The following is a 19,380-nucleotide window of genomic DNA, read 5'->3' on the forward strand; positions in this document are numbered from 1 at the left end:
GATTCAAATTATAATATAAACCATAGTGCAATATATAAATATTTGAGAGGTTTGAATAATGCTTTGTTTTACATTAACAGGATCAGATCTCGCATAGATCGTGGAGGGCATAAAATGACTGATTGCTACAAAGTGTGCCAAGTGAGTTTTACGAAAAGAAAGTATTTGTAGATAAAGGGAAAATTTAACGGGCGATGCGGGAGTCGAACCCACTACCTCAGGCTTCGGAGGCCTGCACTCTATCCTAATGAGCTAATCGCCCTTTGCTGAAAAGAACAGTACAATAATCTTCATGTATCTGCAAGTCAAGAACTTCCAGCCCGTATCGCATGTAATGCTTTCGTATGTCGTAATGTTCCTCTATCGGGACGCCGGAAACCACCAGAAGCCCGCCTTCGTTCAGCGAACCGTAGATGAAATCCGATATTGCCAGCAGTATATCATAATATATATTGGCGAAGATTATGTCGAAAGAACCTTTTATGCAGGTTTCAAATCCGCAGATTATGTGGTTGTTGGTGATGCCGTTCAGCTCGTTGCACTGCAATGCCGTGCGGCAGGCATCGAAAGAAACGTCATATCCCACAGCAGAACCAACACCAAGGAGCGAAGCGCAGATGCCAAGTATACCGGTTCCGCACCCCACATCCAGCATGGTTTTACCTGAAAGTTCCATGTTTTCCAAATGTTTAACGCAGGCTTTCGTTGTGACATGTTCCCCGCTGCCGAATGCTCCCTGATATATCCTTGCCGTGCTTCCGTTTTTAAGCGGAATTTCAAAAATTATACGTTCCATGGTGAATAAGAGGTAACATATGCACCATTGTAAAAGCAATAATATAATCATATAGTCTAAAATTCGTTGACAATAGGGCTCTTTCAGCATAATTGTATCCATCAACTTTGTATGCGAGGTGCAACGTGGCAGAATTTAAGAAAAAAGCAGCCTATAACGTGGCAATTGCCGGAGCAACTGGTGCTGTCGGCGAAACATTTTTGCAGATCCTTGAAGAGAGAAATTTTCCCATCGCTGAGCTTAAGCTTCTGGCTTCCAAACGCTCAGTGGGCAAGGAGATAACGTTCAAGGGCAAGACATATAAAGTTGAAGAACTGACGCACGACTGTTTTGAAGGGGTTGATATAGCTCTTTTCAGCGCGGGCGGAGGCAGAAGCCTTGATTACGCCCCCAGCGCAGTAAAAGCCGGAGCAGTGGTAATAGACAACTCTTCCGCTTTTCGTATGGACAAAAGCGTCCCTCTTGTCGTGCCGGAAGTTAACCCTGAGGATGCTTTTAAACATAATGGCATCATTGCAAACCCCAACTGTACAACAATTATCATGCTTGTGGCTCTTAAGCCGCTTTATGACTTTTCAAAGATAAAAAATGTGGTAGTATCCTCATATCAGTCAACATCCGGTGCCGGCGCACAGGCTATGGAAGAACTGATGAACCAGACAAAGGCATGGGCAAACGGCGACCCTATCAAGGTTGAAAAGTTTGCTCACCAGATACTCTTCAACGTTATCCCTCATGTGGATTCGTTCACTGACAACGGATATACAAAAGAAGAGCTTAAGATGTTCAACGAAACAAGAAAGATGCTCCACGACGACGAGATAAAAGTGAGCGCAACATGTGTGCGTGTTCCCACTCTGTCCGCCCACTCCGAGTCTGTGACGATAGAGACAGAGCAGCCCATAAGCCCCGAAAAGGCAAGAGAACTGTTTGCCAAGGCACCGGGACTCATACTTATGGATGATCCGGTGAACAACAAATATCCGATGCCTCTTTTTGTTGCAGGAGGCGATGACTGTTATGTGGGACGCATCAGAACCGATATCGCAAGACCCAATTGTCTGACTTTCTGGGTTGTGGGCGATCAGCTTCGTAAAGGAGCCGCCACAAACGCTGTACAGATTGCAGAATTGCTGATAAAATAATATTCGTCGGCGAATATAAAACGATAAAATTTCCCCCCGACTCTTTAAGGGGTCGGGGGAATTCATTGTTTATCCGTATCTTAACTTGATTTTAGACAATTGAAATGGTAATAATACAGGCATAAAAATGAACCTTAGTTAATTTAATTTTGGGCGATTTTACTTGCTTTGCGGACATATATTCATTAATTATTAATAATTAGTGTTCCTATCTGAATCTGCGGACAATAATTGCTTGATTTTCGGGGTTCATATGTGTATATAATTTTAACTTCTTGATGTTAGGAGGTTGTAGTGAACAAGAAAGAGCTTATTGAGAAAATCGCAGAAATGTCAGGTCTCAAAAAATCAGACGCTGAAAAAGCACTTAAGGCTTTTGAAGAAGCCACAGTTGAAGCACTGAAAGCTAACGACAAAGTTACACTTGTCGGCTTTGGTACTTTCTCTGTTTCCGAGAGAAAAGAGCGTAAAGGAAGGAACCCCCAGAGCGGAAAAGAAATGACTATCCCCTCAAAAAGAGTTCCTAAATTTACAGCCGGCAAGCTTTTCAAAGATTCCATCGGCTAAGACGAATATTTGAAATAGTTTTTGTTATAAAAAAGCCCTGTGCCGAAAGCAGAGGGCTTTTTTTTGTTGCCCTGTTTCAAATAGAGTGGTATATTTAACTAACGCGTGTAAAATAATTTTACATATCAGTTGTGATGGCAATTTTTGAAAATGTAGACAAGTTCTTTATAATGCTTTATAATTGTTTTTTGTTTAATGATTTCGCGTTGTCAGAGGCGGTATGAGCAGAGACATATTCGGGTTTAAAGGCGAACCATTTAGTGTTCACCCAGACAACAGATACTTTTTTTCTTCTATTTCCCACGACAAGGCTATAACCCTGCTTGAATACGGCATCAACAGCCGAAAGGGTTTTATGCTGCTGACTGGGCTGAAAGGCACTGGAAAGACAATGACATGCAGTATCCTGCATGAAGGTCTTAACGGTGTCAACACTGTCTTTGTGCCTACAGGTACCAGAGAACCTGAAAAGCTTCTGGCAGAGATATGCAGAGGATTCGGTCTTGAATACTCTGAGGAGAATCATCAGGCTGCTTTCGGCAAGCTGATGGAATATTTTGTAGAGCAGTACAAAGAGGGAAGAAACAGCCTCATCATCATCGACGATGCGGAGGTAATTTCAGACGCCTGCCTTTCACTGCTTAACAGCTTTATGGAAATTGAAATCGAACAGTGCAAGCTGGTGCAGGTGATCCTTTGCGGCACACCAGCACTTCACGACAGACTTAAAAGTGTCAGCAGTCAGCTTGGTCCCAAGTTTACATTTACTGTGGAACTTGCGGCGCTTTCCATGAAAGATACGGCAGATTACGTCGAACACCGTCTTAAAACCGCACTTGGAGAGGATTTTCCTCTTTTCAGAAAAAGCTCCTACATAGAGATATATCATTACTCCAAAGGTATCCCCTCAGAAATTAACAGGGTTGCCCAGAAGGCAATCGAGATAGCAAACGATAAAAAAGCGTCGAGAGTGACGTCAGCAATTGTTAAACAGGCAGCCGCCATGCTGTATGGCGTAAGCCGCCGCAGAACTGTGAAGCTTCTGCCTGTATTCGCCGCCCTCATAGTAATATTCGGCGGCGCATACTATCTTATGTTTCACACGATGCCTCTGAAGAAAAAAAACGCAAACGGAACCGCCTGTTGTAATGACAGAGCCTGAGCCTATGTCTCCGCCTGTTGCGGAACCTCAGCAGGAACCCGTTCAGGAAGAACCGCAGACAGTTGTAACACCGGAACCTCCGGCACCTGAACCAGCGCCGGAACCAGTGAAAGAAGAGCCGCCAGTTGCGGTTTTACAGCCTAAATACGGCTGTGTTGATGCCGCAAGTGGTCTGAAAATACGTCAGCATCCCTCAAGAAACGCCGCCAGCATTGGCAATGCGCCAAACAAAGCCAGAGTTGAGCTTGTCAGGCTCACAGGAGACGGCAGCTGGTGGGAAGTTAAATATAAGGGCATAGACGGTTATATGTTTTCCGAGTTTGTTAAAGCGAGTGAAACAGGGGAGTGTGGAAGATAAGAGCGCAACGGTTCATAGCTTTGGCAGCCGTCCTTTTCATCCTTACAGGATGCGGCACCAGAGCAAAGTTCAGAAGTTACGACAAACAGCTTGACGATATCCGTTCGGAAGTGCGGAACATCAGACTCGTAACAGACCAGATGCGCAATGAACTTGTGACGCTTAAAACCTCTGTTGACGTTGTCGGCGTGAATATCGACAGACAGACCAAAGATATCGAACTTGCCAAAAAGAATCAGCAGCTCCTTTCAGATTCACTCAGTAATATGAAAGAACTTGTTGTAAAGCTTGAAGCCAGAACCCTTGCAGAAAAGCAGGAAGAACTTCAAAAGCTCAAACAGGAAGAAGAGGATACGCAGATTACCGTCGTTACGAAGAAAGAGGACGGCGTTACAAAAATAGAGCCCATCGGCAAACCTGCCAAAGAGGCGAAACCCGTCCAGAGAAAATATGCAACCGGTCCGGAGATAGACACGTCAAAAACAGGCTTCGGGTATGCCGTTAAAGATGGAGTGATTCTCTGGAGGGCGCCTTCCAAAAACTCGGACGTGATGGAAATCCTTATTGCGTGGCAGCAGGTCTCCATCCTCGGAAGTGTCAGGAACGAAGGGGAAAGCTGGCTTAAGGTTAAAACGCAGGATTATACAGGTTTTGCGGATTCAAAATTCATTATCGCATCGGAATAATTATGCTTAAAAACATCTATCAGAAGGCTCTGGCGCTTGAAGTGATATCTCATGCCGAGCTTGAAACTCTCATCAATGCAGATATCGCCGAACTCACTAATTACGCGGAACAGATAAAAATTAAGTTCATGGGAAAAGAACCGCAGACCTGCGCTATAATCAATGCCAGAAGCGGGCTTTGTTCCGAAGATTGTGCCTTTTGCGCTCAGTCGTCACATTTTTCAACAGGCGCTCCCGTGTACAAATATATTGAACTTGACCGTGTTGAGGCGGCGGCGAAAGACCTTGCCGCAAAAGGCGTGGAAAGGTTCAGCATCGTCACCAGCGGACTTGTGCCGGACGATGAAGAATTTCAGAAGATAAAAGAATCACTGATTATCATAAAAAGATACGGGCTGAAACCCGATGCGTCGGTGGGCTGTCTCAGCTATGAAAAGCTGATGGAGCTGAAAGATGCCGGACTTGATGCCTACCATCACAACCTAGAGGTTGCCCGCAGTTTTTTCCCGCAGATATGTACAACTCACGATTACGAAGACGACGTTCAGACGGTACGTGATTCTGTACGTGCCGGGCTGTATACTTGCAGCGGCGGTATATTCGGGTTGGGTGAGACATGGGCGCACAGATACGAACTTGCCGTGACCCTGCGTGAGCTTGGCGTTCACTCGGTGCCAATGAATTTCCTGAACCCTATCAAAGGAACTCCGAAAGAGGGGACTACTGTTCTTTCCGAGGAAGAGGCGATGCGCATACTTGCTGTATTCCGTTTTCTTCTGCCAAACCGCAGTATAAGGGTTTGCGGCGGGCGCAGTATCGTTTTTTCTCAAAACAGCGCTGAAAAAGTTCTGAAAGCCGGAGCCAGCGGTATTATGGTGGGCGACTATCTGACTGTCAAAGGCATATCAATCGACGAGGATATGGAATATATCAAACGATCTAGCTGATTGTTGCCTTTATATCCGCAGGTTTTCCGAAATACATCCAAGAAGTTACCAGCATGTCGGCGCCGGAAGCGGCGTAGCTTTCTGCGTTGTCTATGTTTATGCCGCCTGCTGCGAGGACTTTAACAGCGGGATTGAGGGCTTTCACCAACTTAACGGTCTCTGCCACCTGTTCAGGTGTCATTTTGTCTGTCTGGATGCTGTCTACTCCTGCCTTAACAGCCTTTTCTATGTCCTCAAGCTTCTCAAGCTCAATTTCTATCTTTTTCTCAAGACATTTAAGTCTTATCTGAGGCATCTGCGAAAGGAGCATCTCCAGTCCGCCTGCATTGTCATAATGCGCCGGAAAGAACAGCACTGTTTCTGAGAGACCCAGCCTGTGCGGAACTGCTCCGCCTGCCATAAGAGCCTGTACGGAAAGACGGCGCGTGCCCGGAAATGCCTTTCTGGTGCCGCTTAAAACTATATGCGGGTTAGCTTTTCTGGCGGCAGCAACAAGATTTCTTGTCCTTGTGGCTATACCTGATGAATATTCCAACAGGTTAAGAGCAACACGCCAGCCCTTATGTATTGCCTGGGGTGTGCCCTCCGCTTCTATTATCAGGTCGCCCATAGAGATGAAATCTCCGCTTTTAAGGGAGCTTGTTACCGTACATCCGACCCTTTCAAGGACGCTCACAGCCGCTTCGCATCCGCTGATACAGGTGTCGTGCCTTGCTTTGAATGTGATATTGAGAGAATCTTTTGTGAAATTCGTAATGGAAGACGTAAGGTCTATAAACGGTATATCTTCTTCTATCCATCTGTCTATGTCATGCTGAGTGAAAAACATCTTAAACGCTCCTTGTCTCAAGTTTTCTAAGCAGTGTGAAAAGGATTACCGAGACACCTAGAAGTATAACGCAGAGGACACCTGCGCGTAAATAATTACCTTCAAAAACTGCATTATATACTTCCAGCGAAAGGGTATTTGTTTTGCCTATTATGTTTCCGCCTATCATAAGTGTTATGCCTACCTCGCCAAGCGACCTGCCGAGTCCGAGCGCCAGCCCAGCAAAAATGCTTTTTTTGACATTGGGTACCACAACGAAGAGAAACGTCGTCAGTCTGCTTTTGCCCAGAGTCAAAGACGCTTCAATAAGGCTTTTTGCGGAAGACGATATGGCGGACTGCACGGGTTTTACCACCAGAGGCAGACCCGCGGTGAACGCCGCCACTACAAGTGCTTTCTGTGTGAATATCATCTCTATTCCCATATCCTGAAGGTACTTTCCGAGCAGTCCGAACCTTCCGAGGATAAGGAGCAGGATGAAGCCCGTGGCTATTGGCGGGAAAATCAGGGGAAATGATATGAAGATATCAAAAAAGCCCCTGAACGGGGCTTTCTCACTGCTCAGGTACCATGCGATAAGAATACCGAAGAACCCGTGCATGAGAAAAGCCCAGAAGCAGACCTTTGCCGTCAGAAATATCGAAAAGATTATCTGATCGTTGGTCAGCTCGTTCAGAAACAAATTCATCTTAAAGACCGTTTTTCTTAGCTATTTTTTTCATATCGGGAGTGCCGAGCATACCGATGAAAGTTTTCAGATCTTCAGGAACCGGGCATCCTTCAAGTGTTGCGGCAGCTATCTCAAGGGGAGAGTAGCCTTTTGTTACTTCGATATATCCGCCGAGGTTGTCTTTGTTGTTAACTGCGAATGTGATGTTTACGAACGCCGCGTCAGCTTCGCCTGAAAGAACGTATGAACCTGCCTGAGGAACTGTCTGTCCGGGGATAAGTCTTTTTTCAAGCTCGTCAGCCATGCCTGTGTTTTTCATAAGCTGAGTGCCTGCTTTTCCGTAGATAGCTTTTGTTGCATCAGGAATTGCGATTTTTGCGAACTCCGGTTTTTTCAGGTCTTCGGGTGAAGATATTGTCAGCCCTTTTCTTACGATGATGGCGAGAACGCCTTTACCGATGGGATTATATGATGTGTAGGGAATACCTGATGTTTTAAGGAAGCTTTCCTCGCCGACAACAGCACAGATTCCTCCGCCAAGTTTAACCTGTGCGGCAACCTGACCCATGTTTCCGTACATCCTTTCCATTTTTTTACCTGTTTTGGCTTCATAATAGGCAGCCATGTCCTCAACAAGCGCTTTGTACCCTGCACCTGCGGCTATGCGGAGTTCATCTGCATAGGCACTGACGCTGAGTATGGCAAGAGCAAGAACCGTTAAAAGTATCTTTTTCATTTTTCCTCCTGATTACGTTATGTTATTGGTTATATAACGATAAACGTTATATAGCACCAGGAATAACGCATGTCAAACAGTTATTGGGAATAACGGTTTAACTTTCGGAGCGGAGTTGTGCGTAAATGGGTAGGGGAGTGGAGCGACCTTCTGCGTCGATGCGGCAGAAGGTGATATTTGTGGAAAAAACTTCTTTTTCTATAGTGCCGCCCGGTTCGTCTGCATAAACGATGACCTTATAGGTAATGGATTTTGTGCCAACACGTTCCGGTTTTATCTCAAAACGGAGTATAGAACCATTCACAACCTGATGTTTAAATATTATGCTGTCCATGGCAACAGTGACCATTTTACAGCCTGGATAGTCCAGAGACGCCGTCATCCATGCGGCTTCGTCTATCCACTTCAGCATTGTTCCGCCGAAAAGCTTTCCGTAGTGGTTCAGGTGTTCCGGTCTGACGTGTTGATATGTATTCATTAGTTGAGGAAGTCCTGTAATTTATTTTTCATGGCTTTTTTCCGCAATTTCGCCAATGCGCGTGTTTCAAGCTGACGCACGCGTTCGCGGCTTATCTGCATCATTTCGCCTATTTCTTCAAGGGTTTTCGGAGCTTCACCGTCCAGTCCGAATCTCCATGAGATTATCTGTGATTCACGCTCGTCAAGTTCGTCAACGATATCGTCCAGAGCGGCTTTCAGCGTTTTGGAGATGATGTCTTCCTCGATGTCGGCGGAGCCTGATTCCAGAAGGTCTATGAACGAACGGTCTTCGCCGTCTTTTATAGGCGCTTCCAGAGAAAGGTAGTTTCTGGAGACCCTGAGAACGTTCTCAATGTCAGATTCTTCCATTTTCAGATATTCCGCAAGCTCATGAGAAGATGGTTCCCTGTTCAGCTGTTTGTTCAGCTTTTCTATAGCCCCGTTTATCTTATAGAGGATCCCAGCCTGTTTAATGGGCAGTTTGACTGTACCAGACTGTTCTGCCAGCGCCTGAATTATAGACTGGCGTATCCACCATACGGCGTATGAAATGAATTTAACATCTTTTGTGTGATCGAAACGCTTTGCCGCTTCCACAAGTCCGAGGTTGCCCTGATTTATAAGGTCGGAAATGGGCAGACCTGTATTTTTATATCTGTTTGCTATAGACACGACGAATTTAAGGTTAGAGAGGATGAGCTTATTCAGCGCTTCCTGATCTCCTTTGGCAATGCGCACACCGAGATCGAACTCCTGTTCCTTGGAAAGGGGTTTATACCGCGAAATGCTGTTGAGATACTGTTTCAGCGAGTTTTCGCTGACAGGGGCAGGTACTTCTACCTCCCCCGCATCAGCAGTATCTTCAATCTCTTCGTCGTCAATCTGTTCGTTTTCTTCGAGAGTATCTTCTGTTTCTTCGCTCATAGTCCTCTGCCGTTTTCAGATTATAGCACATGATTGCCGAATCCGAAATTAACCTTTAGGGAAAAATAATCTCCATAGCGCCGTTTTTAAAAGTAAGCCCGGCTTTGTCGCCCTGTTTCAGCTCACCTTTGATAATTTTTTCCGCCACGAAGTTTTCAACAAGTTTCCTTATGGCTCTTTTCATTGGTCTTGCACCGTACGCCTGATCGAAACCTGCCTTGATTATCTCATCTATGACAGATTTGTCCCAGCTAAGTTCAATGTCATTCTCTGCCACACGTTTGGCAAAACCTTTCATAAGTATCTCTGCAATATCGGCAATATGTTCTTTACCCAGCGGGTGGAACACAATTATATCGTCTATTCTGTTCAAAAATTCCGGACGGAAGAAAGTGGACAATTGTGCAGTCGCTATGTTCTGTATCTCGGTGTATTTGTCCTGCCAGCTTCCCTCTTTTGCGAACGAATCGTGGATAAGGTCGCTCGCAATGTTTGAGGTCATTATCACCACGCAGTTTTTAAAGGAGACTGTGCGTCCTTTGCTGTCTGTCAGTCTGCCGTCGTCAAGAAGCTGGAGCAGAACGTTGAAAACGTCCGGATGCGCCTTTTCAATCTCGTCGAGCAGTATGACGCAGTAGGGTCTTCTGCGCACCGCTTCGGTGAGCTGTCCGCCCTCTTCATACCCCACATATCCGGGAGGCGCGCCGATAAGCCTTGCCACGGCGTGTTTCTCCATATATTCGCTCATGTCGATACGGACGATGGCGTCTTCCGTGTCGAAAAGGAACTCTGCCAGAGATTTCGCAAGCTCGGTTTTACCAACGCCTGTTGGTCCGAGGAAAATAAATGAACCCAGCGGTTTGTTCGGGTCGTTAAGCCCTGCGCGGCTTCGTCTGACGGATTCGCAGACGGCGGCGATGGCGTTCTCCTGACCGATAACGCGTTTATGCAGCCATTTTTCCATGTTTATGAGCTTGTCCGCCTCCGCCTCAAGCAGTTTGGTTGCGGGTATTCCCGTCCATTTACTGATAACGGCGGCTATGTCCTCTTCGTCCACTTCCTCTTTCAGCATCCTTTTTCCTTTCTGAAGCTCGGTGAGTTTCAGATTGGCATCATCCATCTCCTTCTGGAGCTGTACGAGGGTGCCGTATTTTATCTCCGATGCTTTGGTCAGATCGCCGAAGCGCTCTGCCTGTGCCATGTCATGTTTCGCCTGTTCAATCTGTTCCTTGATGGTGCGCACCTGTTGAATGACGTTTTTTTCATTCTGCCATGCAATGCGCATTGCCGATGCCTGTTCTTTCAGGTTCGCAAGCTCGCCTTCAAGTTTTTCCAGCCGCTGTTTGCTCGCCGCATCCTTTTCTTTTTTCAGCGCCTGTTTGTCTATCTCAAGCTGGGTGATTTTGCGTTCCAGCTCGTCAAGTTCCGTGGGCAGACTGTCTATCTCCATGCGGAGTTTTGCAGTCGCTTCGTCGATAAGGTCTATAGCCTTGTCGGGCATAAACCTGTCGCTGATGTATTTGTCAGCAAGGTGTGCGGCGGCAACCAGCGCGCTGTCTTTAATACGCACACCGTGGTGAACCTCGTAACGCTCTTTAAGCCCGCGCAGAATGGAAACTGTGTCCTCAACCGACGGTTCTTTGACGTATACCGGCTGGAACCTTCTTTCGAGCGCCGCATCTTTTTCGATGTACTTTTTATACTCATCAAGGGTTGTCGCGCCGATACAGTGGAGTTCGCCCCTTGCCAGAGCGGGTTTAAGCAGGTTTGCGGCATCCATTGCGCCGTCTGTTTTGCCTGCGCCGACGAGTGTGTGCATCTCGTCTATGAAAAGCACTATCTCGCCTTCGCGCTCTTTAATGGCGTTAAGGATAGCTTTCAGCCTGTCCTCAAATTCACCGCGGAATTTTGTGCCCGCAATGAGCGCACCCATGTCAAGCACCGCGACAGTGCGGTCTTTCAGTGATTCAGGCACATCGCCGTTTATTATTCTCTGTGCCAGTCCTTCGGCTATGGCTGTTTTACCCACGCCGGGTTCGCCTATCAGCACCGGGTTGTTCTTTGTACGTCTTGAAAGAACGTGAATGACACGCCTTATCTCTTCGTCCCTGCCTATAACAGGGTCGAGTTTTCCCTTCCTTGCCGCTTCGGTGAGGTTGATAGTGTATTTTTCAAGCACGTTCATCTTGTCTTCAGGGTTCTGGTCTGTGACACGGCTTGAACCCTTCGTAGCTTCATACGCTTTCAGAAGCGTATTCAGTGAATATCCGCAGGAGGAGAGGGCTGTACGCAGGTCGTATCCCGCGTTTTCGCCGACACCCATGAGGATATGTTCTGTGGAGACGTATTCGTCCCCGAATTTCTTTATACTGTCAAAGGCGTAGTCCAGAGCCTTTTTGGCTTCCTGCGACATGTAAAGCTGAACGCTTCCTTCCACCTTCGGCTGTTTACCGATTATTTTTTCAGTCTCTTCGGTGAGTTTGTTCACGTTCACGCCTGCTTTGTGCAGAAGCGGCGTAACGATCCCGTCCTCCTGTTTTATGAGGGCGAGGAGAAGGTGTTCGGGCATAAGCTGCTGGTGATTGCGTTTTTCCGCATCGTCCAGCGCCGCCTGAACGGCTTCCTGTGCTTTGATGGTCATTTTGTTGAAGTTAATCATGTCTCCTCCTGATTTACTCCGTATCTATTTTGACCTTGATTATCCTGTTCTCCGTAACGGGAACAAGTCCCTCTCTTTTCGCGTTTATGCTGTCGGCATGTTCCATTATGAACCTGCGCAGTTGTTCGTTCTGAGTTTGCAGTTCTTCCATCTGGTTTTTCATGTTGATAATGACTTCCACCCCTGCCAGATTGACCCCCATGTCTTTTGTCAGGGTCAGGATGAACTTAAGGGTTTCAAGGTCTTCATCCGAGTATAATCTTGTGTTTCCTTGCGTTCTCTGGGGGTTTATGAACCCCAGTCTTTCATACTGCCGGAGTGTCTGCGGGTGCAGATCGAACATCTCCGACACTATGCTTATGACGTAGAGGGGCTTACTTCTCATATTTACAGCCTCGCTTTGTCTATGAGCCTTTGTCTTGCGTCGTCGGCATATCGGTGCTGCATGTCTTTAAGGGAGGTTCTGTCTCCCTCCACAGCAATCTGTGGTATGCGCACTTTTATGACCACATAAAGGTCTCCGGTGGTGCCGCTTTTCAGGCTCGGTACACCTTTGTTCTTAACGCGGAAGGTCTGCCCGGGCTGTGTGCCTGCGGGTATGTTCATGCTTATGGTGCCGTATGGGGTGGGTACGTTTATTTTTTCCCCCAGTGCCGCCTCGAACATATCGACCTCAACGTTCACATAAATGTTGTTTCCTTTTCTCTCAAATACTTCGTGATCCTGTACGTTTGTGATGATATAAAGGTCGCCCTGCGGTCCGCCGTTGCGTCCCGCGTTTCCTTTTCCGCCCACGCGTATTTTTGAGTTTTTGTCCACACCCTTAGGGATGCGAACCTTTATCTTTTCCTGTACGTTCTTGTATCCGCTGCCCTTGCACACCGAACAGACATTTTTGGATATCTGACCGTGTCCTTTGCATGTGGGGCAGGCGGAGATTGAGAACGCGCCGCCTTTCTGGTTCATTATCTGTCCTGAACCGTTGCAGGAGGGACATGTTATTTTGTCGCCGCCTTTGCCGTTACAGGAAGCGCATTTTTCGGTGTGGTTCACCGATATCTCATATTCGTTGCCGAATATAGCGTCTTTGAAGGGTATCTGTACGGTCAGGTTTATGTCTTCGCCCTGAAGAGGGGCGTCGGAGCGGCTTCTGCGTCCTCCGCCGAAACCGCCGCCAAACATATTCCCGAAAATATCGTTCATGTCAAAACCGCCGAAGTGGTTTTTTATGTCTTCAAAGTTGGCGCCGGAGAAATCGTATCCGTGTCCGCCGTTTTTAAATGCGTCATGCCCCAGAGAGTCGTACTGTTTCTTTTTTTCAGCATCCGACAGAACGCCGTAGGCTTCGGATATCTCCTTAAACTTGTCCTCGGCTGATTTGTCGCCGGGGTTCACGTCGGGATGATATTTCCTCGCCAGCTTTCTGTATGCTTTTTTAATCTCGTCCTCTGTGGCGCTTTTTGACACGCCGAGGACAGCGTAATAATCTTGAGGCATAGTTTGTTCACCGTTATTGTTTATTCTGTTTCAACTTTAATTACTTTGGGCTGTATCTCTGTTCTTTTCTGCAGAGTTATCTTCAAAAGTCCGTCTTTAAGAGATGCTTTGACACTGTTTACGTCAACCGTGTTGGGAATTGCGAACGAACGGTTGAATTTCCCGTAGGCGCGCTCAAGCCTGTAATAGTTGTCGCTGTCGCCGTCCACAGGGTATTTTTTTTCACCCTTAAGGATAAGTATGCCGTCTGCCATCTGGATGTCGAGTTCTTCCTCTTTAACACCGGGAAGTTCCGCAACAATGACTATTTCCGCATCTGTTTCATAGATATCAACAGGGGGAAGCCAGTCGCCATAGCTTCCGTGAGCGGTTTTGCTCAGAGTTTCGTCAAAGATCTTGTTCATTCTGTCGTGCATTGTCATAAGGTCTTTCAGCGGATCCCATCTTACGATCGCCATAGTTTTCGCCTCCTTTTATAGAGTAATTTGATCATGAAGCTATAATAAGAGTTGAGTGTGTGCGTGTCAAGTTTTTTTATTCGATGCCCTTGATAGAACTTTTTGCCATTGAAACCATCTTGTAATAAAATTAATCTGAGAGTATCTTAATTCTGATGCGTAACATATTCTGGGTATTTCTGTTATTGTCGCTCCTTCTGCACCTTTTCGGACTTGGCATATTCCATTTGCCCAAGGAGGATAAGGAACGTGAAAAACCCATTGACGTTCAGATAGTTCCGAAAGAAAAAAAGGAACAGCCGAAGAAAACTGTTCCGCCTATACCTAAAAAATACATTCCTCCCACGCCGCTTGACGAGGATAAAGATACAAAACTGGAACAGGATAAACCTGTGCCGCCTAAACAGCAGAGAAAGGAACCTGTTAAAGACGGTCAGGATGTTAAAAAGTCTCCTGAAAAGACTCCAGTACCTCAGTCTGCGCCAAAAACTCAGCAGCACCCTGCGCCGCCTGATGCCATTCCTCCGAAAAGCAGTGCCGATGTTCCCAGAGTATCACCGGACACGCCGAAAACACTGCCGGATACATCTAAAAAGGATGCAGACCGCAAGCGCATTGACGATATTATGAATCCGAAAGAGACCATAGAGAAATTTGCCAACGGCGGAGCTAAGGTGACAGGCGAGGACACCGTGTCCATGCAGTATGTCAAATTTCGTTATCAGTCGTATTTTTATAAGTTTGCTTCAAGACTTTACAGGGTCTGGACTTATCCCCCTAATTCCGCAATACGCGGCGAACAGGGAGTTGTTCAGGCATCATTCATAGTTTCCAGAGACGGCAAAATATCGAGTATCCGTATTCTTCGTTCAAGCGGATATCCCGACCTCGACAACGAGGTCATAACTGCACTCAGAAAGATGGCAGGCGTTCCTCTGCCTGATTCCTACGAGATGGACAACCTTAAAGTTGACGCATATTTCCAGTACATAATCGGCGGCGGATTTCAGGTATATTGATATTTTCATACAATTCGTCTCTGCGAGGAATGAAATGACGAAGCAGTCTGAATATGTCAGATCGCGTCGTCGCGTTATTCGACAAATAGTTTAAAGTGGACTCATTTCAGCAAGCTCGGTACAGAAACATTTGCAAAAATAGGCAAATGTTTTCAGCCTGCGGCTAATGCTCCTCGCGAAGACGGTCATTCGTCTCTGTGGCAAATGTTCCGCATTTTTGTAAGTAAATAGTCAAGCAAGCCTCCTGCCGCTCACGCAAGCGGGTTTCATCCTGAAACCTTAGATGTCTGCGCAAGGGCAAAATATACTGCATAATGTCAGGAAATAATCAATTAACTTATCTTGCTTGACATCTCTCTATCGGGTATATTAATTTTAAGCTTCCGCGCATTGGAACGCCAATTTGGAGTATTACTGCATGGCATCAAAAAAAGTCAAAAACTTCATCATCGACACAAATGTTATCCTTTACTCTCCCAACTGTTTAGAAACTTTCGACAACAACAACATCATCCTTCCTGCGGTGGTTTTGGAGGAAGTTGACTCCTTTAAGAAGAATCTCGACCTCAATGGCTACAATGCCAGAAGTTTCATCCGTATAGTGGAAAAATACCGCGAAGAGAAAGAGGGCGATCTCCTTAAAGGGGTGAAACTGGATTCAGGCGGTAAATTTACCATCCGCTTTCAGGACGAAAAGACCAGAAGTCTTATTCCTGCCGGTTTTGACCTCAGCAAGAACGATAATATTATCCTCGCCACAGCTCTTCAGGTTAAGCTGGAATCAAAACTTGAGACAATCATAGTTTCTAAAGATGTTAACCTGCGTATCAAAGCCAACGCAGTTGGGCTTGACGCTGAGGACTACTACCATGAAAAGACAACGTCGTTCATAGATCAGTCGGATGACACCCTGTTTGTTCTTGATGACTATATAAACACGCTGTATCAGGAGAAAGAACTCCCTGTTCCGGAAGGTGTCCGCAGGCAGGACAATGAAAAGTTTGCTCCCCGCGTTAACGAGTATTTTATACTGAAAGGCGAAATAAACCCTCAGAAAAGTGCGCTTGTAAGATATATCGGCAACGGAAACCCTATGGACGGCGCGTTTAGGCTTCTTCATCAGAATGAGCCGATACTCGGTGTTACCCCCGCCAACAGAAAACAGATTTATCTTATGGATTCACTCCTCGATCCTGATATAGACGTTGTTTTCGCTATCGGTATCGCAGGGACAGGAAAAACACTCCTCGCGCTTTGCGCAGGGCTTCATTCAGTTCTGAACGATAAATATAAAAGACTGATAGTCACCCGCTCGCCTATCCCCATGGGAAGGGATCTCGGTTATCTGCCCGGTAATATTAACGAAAAACTCGATCCGTGGCTTAAACCCATCTATGACAACATGGAATTCATCGTTTACATGATGGATAAGGGCAGGATAGAGGTTAAGGACGAGTACCTTTCCAAAAACCAGATGCACGAGGCGACAATCGACTATCTGAAAGCATCAAAAATGCTTGAGATAGAAGCGCTTACATACATCAGAGGTCGTACTCTTATGGATACCTATCTTGTTGTTGATGAGGCGCAGAACCTTAGCCCTCACGAGATAAAGACCATCATAACAAGGGCTGGTGTGAACTCCAAGATGGTATTCACCGGTGACCTTAAGCAGATTGACAACCCGTATCTCAACGAAAGAGACAACGGACTTGTGAACGCATCTGAAAAATTCACCTATGCCAGATTTAAACATGCGTCCACAATATATCTTGATAAGGGCGAGAGAAGCCGACTTGCAACCATTGCTGCGGAGATACTGTAAAAGGCACATCAGTACATGTTGCCAGAATCTCCCGCATGTGATAAAACTATCTAGTTGCGGGTGTTACAGGTGGTCATATTCCGTAAGTTTTGGAAGAACGGACAATCAGTTTAATTAACGGAGTCGGAAATGGAAATAAAGATTATTGACAACCACACGGTTGAAATTCTTGGGAATATCAAGTCTCTTGATCACTATAACGAGATTAAGATGACAATTCAGCAGCTTATCAGTAATGGAACAAAGAATCTTACTGTTAATGTTAAAGATTCTCTCTCCATGGTTTCTTCCGTTATCGGTTTTTTTATTAAAATCATAAACGTGGACGGTGTTTCTCTTAATGTGAACGTTTGGGACGAAAGGCTTTATGCTCTGCTCGACCAGCTCAGCCTTATTGAGCTTTTCCACGTCAGACAAATTAAATAATCCCAAAGGGGAGGGAGACCTCCCCTTTTCTTTTTCATATTCTTAATGTAATCAAATGTAATCAGAGGTAAAAGTGTTAAGTGTTGAGAATTTGTCCAAAGGTTTTGGACCGAGGACGCTATTTAAAGATATCAGTTTCAGAGTAAATTCAGGAGAACGCGTCGGACTTGTTGGGCGCAACGGGCATGGCAAGACCACGCTGATGCGCATACTCACCGGCGAACAGGAACAGGACGACGGTACAATCAATGTGCCGAGGAACTATACGCTTGGTTATCTTAAGCAGGTGATAGATTTTAAACACAAAACCGCGAGGGAAGAGGCGGCTTCAGGACTTAAAGAGGCGGAGCGCGATGACGTCTGGAAAGCGGAGAAAATACTTTCCGGTCTCGGTTTTTCCGACGATGATATGGAAAAATCTCCCAATGAGTTTTCAGGCGGTTATCAGGTGCGCCTGAATCTTGCAAAACTCCTTCTGTCAGAACCTGACATGCTTCTTCTGGACGAACCGACCAACTATCTGGACATTACTTCAATACGCTGGCTTGAACAGTTTCTTATCAAGTGGAAGGGCGAGCTGATGCTCATCACCCACGACAGGGCTTTCATGGACAGGGTTGTGACCCACACTCTGGGGATACACAGACAGCAGGTACGCAAGATAAAGGGCGATACAGGGAAGTTTTATGAGCAGATCGCCATGGATGAGGAGATTTACGAAAAGACACGTCAGAACGAAGAGTTGAAGCGCAAAGAGGTCGAGCGTTTTGTTGAACGTTTCAAATCAAAGGCGAGCCTCGCCAGCCGCGTTCAGTCCCGTGTTAAGATGCTTGAGAAGATGTCGAAAAAGGACAAGCTGGACGAAATCGAGGATCTTGAGTTTTGCTTCAACTACAGCGATATAAGGGCGAAAGAGCTTATAAACGTCAGGGATATAAGCTTTGGATATGATAAATCAAACCCGCTGATAAAAAATTTCGGTATTACCATCGGTTCCGGCGAAAAGATATGTATAATAGGTAAGAACGGTAAGGGTAAGACAACTCTTCTGAAAATGCTTTGCGGGATATCAGAACCCGACAGCGGCGAAATATCATGCCATGCGCAGCTGAAACCCGCCGTTTATGAGCAGACGAATGTGCAGAGACTTGGGCTTAACAATACCATTGAGCAGGAGCTGATTGAGGTTGATCCTGTTGTTGACAGGCAGAAGGCGAGAGACGCGGCGGGAACCATGATGTTTTCCGGCGACGACGCATTGAAAAAGATATCCGTTCTGTCAGGCGGCGAGAAGAGCCGTGTTATGCTGGCGAAGGCAATCTTGCAGCCTGCTAACATACTGTTTCTCGATGAACCGACGAACCACCTTGATATGCAGTCCTGTGACTCACTGCTGGAGGCTATCGACCAGTTCAAAGGAACTGTTGTAATGGTTACCCACAACGAGATGTTTCTTAACGCCATCGCAGAACGCCTGATAGTTTTCCGCAACGACACCATAGAAGTGTTTGAGGGCGGATATGAGGAGTTTCTTGATAAAGTTGGCTGGGGTGAGGAGTTTTCCGACAGACCGTCGGTTCAGGCTTCTGCCAACAGTAAAAAGGAACAAAGAAAACTTCGTTCGGAAATTGTTGCAGAGAAAGGGAAAGTTCTTAAACCGATTCAGGAGCGCCACGACAGGCTGGAAAAAGATATTGCATTTATTGAGAACAGGATAGAGATTTTAAACAAGGAGCTTATAAAAGCTTCGACCGGTAGCGATCCGATGGAGATTGGGCGGCTTTCAAAAGAACTGGACGAGGCGAAAAAGAGTGTTGACGATATGCTGGAAGAGTTTCTGGAGGCTGCCGAACAGCTTGAAACACTTACGGCACAGTACGAGGAAAAATTAAATCAGCTCGGCTGAAACGGAGGATAAAATGGCTGACATTAAAGACCTTTTTTATCTGGGACTTGGTTCCGCACTTATTGCCAAAGAGAAGATTGAGGACGAGATCAAAGCGCTTGCCGAAAAGGGCAAGATAACAAAAGAACAACAGGTCGAGTTTCTAGCAGAGGCAAGGAAGAGAGCGAAAGAGGAAGAGAAAGAGTTCAGCGAGAAGTTTAAAAAAGTTGTTAAAGATGCTCTGTCCGAAATGGGGCTTGCCACCAAAGAGGATATTGAAGAGCTGAAAAAGATGATAAACGAAAAATAAT

General features: G+C 46.1%; 21 protein-coding genes and 1 tRNA gene. 11 read left to right on the forward strand and 11 right to left on the reverse strand.

The window, feature by feature from the left end:
- Window positions 1-188: 188 nt before the first annotated feature.
- Together LRY47_RS03605 and LRY47_RS03610 are read right to left on the reverse strand one after the other, a co-directional pair.
- Window positions 189-262: transfer RNA gene (locus LRY47_RS03605), tRNA-Arg, on the reverse strand.
- On the reverse strand, window positions 245-796 hold the full coding sequence (locus LRY47_RS03610) for a 50S ribosomal protein L11 methyltransferase (protein WP_295222675.1): 552 nt from the start codon (window positions 794-796) through the stop codon (window positions 245-247). Before LRY47_RS03610 ends, LRY47_RS03605 begins: the two co-directional genes overlap by 18 nt.
- A gap of 125 nt (window positions 797-921) precedes the next feature.
- Here LRY47_RS03610 and LRY47_RS03615 point away from each other — a divergent pair, with 125 nt between their 5' ends.
- The 6 genes from LRY47_RS03615 (at window position 922) to bioB (ending at window position 5,661) form a co-directional block, all read left to right on the forward strand.
- Window positions 922-1,941 (forward strand): aspartate-semialdehyde dehydrogenase, encoded by a 1,020-nt coding sequence (locus LRY47_RS03615; RefSeq protein ID WP_295222677.1) that lies wholly within the window; start codon window positions 922-924, stop codon window positions 1,939-1,941.
- Between the two features lie 294 nt (window positions 1,942-2,235).
- Window positions 2,236-2,508, forward strand: coding sequence for an HU family DNA-binding protein (locus LRY47_RS03620; protein WP_295222679.1), 273 nt, complete (start codon window positions 2,236-2,238; stop codon window positions 2,506-2,508).
- Between the two features lie 220 nt (window positions 2,509-2,728).
- The gene (locus LRY47_RS03625) at window positions 2,729-3,670 is read left to right on the forward strand and encodes an AAA family ATPase (protein WP_295222681.1); all 942 of its coding nucleotides are present in this window, start codon (window positions 2,729-2,731) and stop codon (window positions 3,668-3,670) included.
- On the forward strand, window positions 3,657-4,028 hold the full coding sequence (locus LRY47_RS03630; protein WP_295222682.1) for an SH3 domain-containing protein: 372 nt from the start codon (window positions 3,657-3,659) through the stop codon (window positions 4,026-4,028). Before LRY47_RS03625 ends, LRY47_RS03630 begins: the two co-directional genes overlap by 14 nt.
- The gene (locus LRY47_RS03635) at window positions 4,016-4,714 is read left to right on the forward strand and encodes a hypothetical protein (RefSeq protein WP_295222684.1); all 699 of its coding nucleotides are present in this window, start codon (window positions 4,016-4,018) and stop codon (window positions 4,712-4,714) included. Before LRY47_RS03630 ends, LRY47_RS03635 begins: the two co-directional genes overlap by 13 nt.
- Window positions 4,715-4,716: 2 nt before the next feature.
- Window positions 4,717-5,661 carry a biotin synthase BioB gene (gene bioB / locus LRY47_RS03640; protein ID WP_295222685.1) on the forward strand — a complete coding sequence of 315 codons (945 nt, stop codon included), beginning with the start codon at window positions 4,717-4,719 and terminating at the stop codon, window positions 5,659-5,661.
- Here bioB and modD read toward each other — a convergent pair.
- The 9 genes from modD to LRY47_RS03685 form a co-directional block, all read right to left on the reverse strand.
- Window positions 5,654-6,490 carry a ModD protein gene (modD, locus tag LRY47_RS03645; protein ID WP_295222687.1) on the reverse strand — a complete coding sequence of 279 codons (837 nt, stop codon included), beginning with the start codon at window positions 6,488-6,490 and terminating at the stop codon, window positions 5,654-5,656. The genes bioB and modD overlap by 8 nt on opposite strands.
- A gap of 1 nt (window position 6,491) precedes the next feature.
- Window positions 6,492-7,178 carry an ABC transporter permease subunit gene (locus LRY47_RS03650; RefSeq protein ID WP_295222688.1) on the reverse strand — a complete coding sequence of 229 codons (687 nt, stop codon included), beginning with the start codon at window positions 7,176-7,178 and terminating at the stop codon, window positions 6,492-6,494.
- A 1-nt stretch (window position 7,179) separates the two neighbouring features.
- Entirely contained in the window at window positions 7,180-7,896 is a 717-nt protein-coding gene (gene modA / locus LRY47_RS03655; protein WP_295222690.1) for a molybdate ABC transporter substrate-binding protein, read from the reverse strand.
- A gap of 97 nt (window positions 7,897-7,993) precedes the next feature.
- Entirely contained in the window at window positions 7,994-8,374 is a 381-nt protein-coding gene (locus LRY47_RS03660; RefSeq protein ID WP_295222692.1) for an acyl-CoA thioesterase, read from the reverse strand.
- A complete protein-coding gene (locus LRY47_RS03665; protein ID WP_295222694.1) occupies window positions 8,374-9,300 on the reverse strand; it encodes an RNA polymerase sigma factor RpoD/SigA in 927 nt (308 codons plus the stop codon). The genes LRY47_RS03660 and LRY47_RS03665 overlap by 1 nt, the downstream gene beginning before the upstream one ends.
- A 55-nt stretch (window positions 9,301-9,355) precedes the next feature.
- Complete coding sequence (gene clpB / locus LRY47_RS03670) at window positions 9,356-11,959, reverse strand: ATP-dependent chaperone ClpB (protein ID WP_295222696.1); 2,604 nt, start codon at window positions 11,957-11,959, stop codon at window positions 9,356-9,358.
- Between the two features lie 13 nt (window positions 11,960-11,972).
- Window positions 11,973-12,344, reverse strand: coding sequence for a helix-turn-helix transcriptional regulator (locus LRY47_RS03675; RefSeq protein ID WP_295222698.1), 372 nt, complete (start codon window positions 12,342-12,344; stop codon window positions 11,973-11,975).
- 2 nt (window positions 12,345-12,346) lie between these two features.
- Window positions 12,347-13,456, reverse strand: a complete 1,110-nt coding sequence (dnaJ, locus tag LRY47_RS03680; RefSeq protein ID WP_295222700.1) for a molecular chaperone DnaJ — start codon at window positions 13,454-13,456, stop codon at window positions 12,347-12,349.
- Between the two features lie 20 nt (window positions 13,457-13,476).
- Window positions 13,477-13,914, reverse strand: coding sequence for an Hsp20/alpha crystallin family protein (locus LRY47_RS03685; protein WP_295222702.1), 438 nt, complete (start codon window positions 13,912-13,914; stop codon window positions 13,477-13,479).
- 155 nt (window positions 13,915-14,069) lie between these two features.
- Between LRY47_RS03685 and LRY47_RS03690 the strand changes: the two genes are divergently transcribed.
- The 5 genes from LRY47_RS03690 to LRY47_RS03710 all read left to right on the forward strand — a co-directional run bounded on the left by LRY47_RS03690 (window position 14,070) and on the right by LRY47_RS03710 (window position 19,379).
- Entirely contained in the window at window positions 14,070-14,933 is an 864-nt protein-coding gene (locus tag LRY47_RS03690) for a TonB family protein (protein WP_295222703.1), read from the forward strand.
- A gap of 418 nt (window positions 14,934-15,351) precedes the next feature.
- Window positions 15,352-16,758, forward strand: coding sequence for a PhoH family protein (locus tag LRY47_RS03695; protein ID WP_295222705.1), 1,407 nt, complete (start codon window positions 15,352-15,354; stop codon window positions 16,756-16,758).
- Between the two features lie 129 nt (window positions 16,759-16,887).
- Entirely contained in the window at window positions 16,888-17,184 is a 297-nt protein-coding gene (locus tag LRY47_RS03700) for a hypothetical protein (RefSeq protein WP_295222707.1), read from the forward strand.
- Window positions 17,185-17,257: 73 nt separating this feature from the next.
- A complete protein-coding gene (locus LRY47_RS03705; protein ID WP_295222709.1) occupies window positions 17,258-19,090 on the forward strand; it encodes an ABC-F family ATP-binding cassette domain-containing protein in 1,833 nt (610 codons plus the stop codon).
- Between the two features lie 13 nt (window positions 19,091-19,103).
- Window positions 19,104-19,379 (forward strand): hypothetical protein, encoded by a 276-nt coding sequence (locus tag LRY47_RS03710; RefSeq protein WP_295222711.1) that lies wholly within the window; start codon window positions 19,104-19,106, stop codon window positions 19,377-19,379.
- The last annotated feature ends 1 nt before the right edge of the window (window position 19,380 follow it).

The sequence above is a fragment of the Seleniivibrio sp. genome (genome assembly GCF_021209385.1).
GTDB lineage: Bacteria > Chrysiogenota > Deferribacteres > Deferribacterales > Geovibrionaceae > Seleniivibrio.

Bases quoted from the DNA above. Each gene is read 5' to 3' on its own strand.
- LRY47_RS03660 (WP_295222692.1), bottom strand. From the start codon at position 8,374: ATGAATACATATCAACACGTCAGACCGGAACACCTGAACCACTACGGA.
- bioB (WP_295222685.1), top strand. From the start codon at position 4,717: ATGCTTAAAAACATCTATCAGAAGGCTCTGGCGCTTGAAGTGATATCT.
- LRY47_RS03675 (WP_295222698.1), bottom strand. From the start codon at position 12,344: ATGAGAAGTAAGCCCCTCTACGTCATAAGCATAGTGTCGGAGATGTTC.
- modA (WP_295222690.1), bottom strand. From the start codon at position 7,896: ATGAAAAAGATACTTTTAACGGTTCTTGCTCTTGCCATACTCAGCGTC.
- clpB (WP_295222696.1), bottom strand. From the start codon at position 11,959: ATGATTAACTTCAACAAAATGACCATCAAAGCACAGGAAGCCGTTCAG.
- LRY47_RS03710 (WP_295222711.1), top strand. From the start codon at position 19,104: ATGGCTGACATTAAAGACCTTTTTTATCTGGGACTTGGTTCCGCACTT.
- LRY47_RS03650 (WP_295222688.1), bottom strand. From the start codon at position 7,178: ATGAATTTGTTTCTGAACGAGCTGACCAACGATCAGATAATCTTTTCG.
- LRY47_RS03665 (WP_295222694.1), bottom strand. From the start codon at position 9,300: ATGAGCGAAGAAACAGAAGATACTCTCGAAGAAAACGAACAGATTGAC.
- modD (WP_295222687.1), bottom strand. From the start codon at position 6,490: ATGTTTTTCACTCAGCATGACATAGACAGATGGATAGAAGAAGATATA.
- LRY47_RS03700 (WP_295222707.1), top strand. From the start codon at position 16,888: ATGGAAATAAAGATTATTGACAACCACACGGTTGAAATTCTTGGGAAT.
- LRY47_RS03690 (WP_295222703.1), top strand. From the start codon at position 14,070: ATGCGTAACATATTCTGGGTATTTCTGTTATTGTCGCTCCTTCTGCAC.
- dnaJ (WP_295222700.1), bottom strand. From the start codon at position 13,456: ATGCCTCAAGATTATTACGCTGTCCTCGGCGTGTCAAAAAGCGCCACA.
- LRY47_RS03630 (WP_295222682.1), top strand. From the start codon at position 3,657: ATGACAGAGCCTGAGCCTATGTCTCCGCCTGTTGCGGAACCTCAGCAG.
- LRY47_RS03625 (WP_295222681.1), top strand. From the start codon at position 2,729: ATGAGCAGAGACATATTCGGGTTTAAAGGCGAACCATTTAGTGTTCAC.
- LRY47_RS03695 (WP_295222705.1), top strand. From the start codon at position 15,352: ATGGCATCAAAAAAAGTCAAAAACTTCATCATCGACACAAATGTTATC.
- LRY47_RS03685 (WP_295222702.1), bottom strand. From the start codon at position 13,914: ATGGCGATCGTAAGATGGGATCCGCTGAAAGACCTTATGACAATGCAC.
- LRY47_RS03610 (WP_295222675.1), bottom strand. From the start codon at position 796: ATGGAACGTATAATTTTTGAAATTCCGCTTAAAAACGGAAGCACGGCA.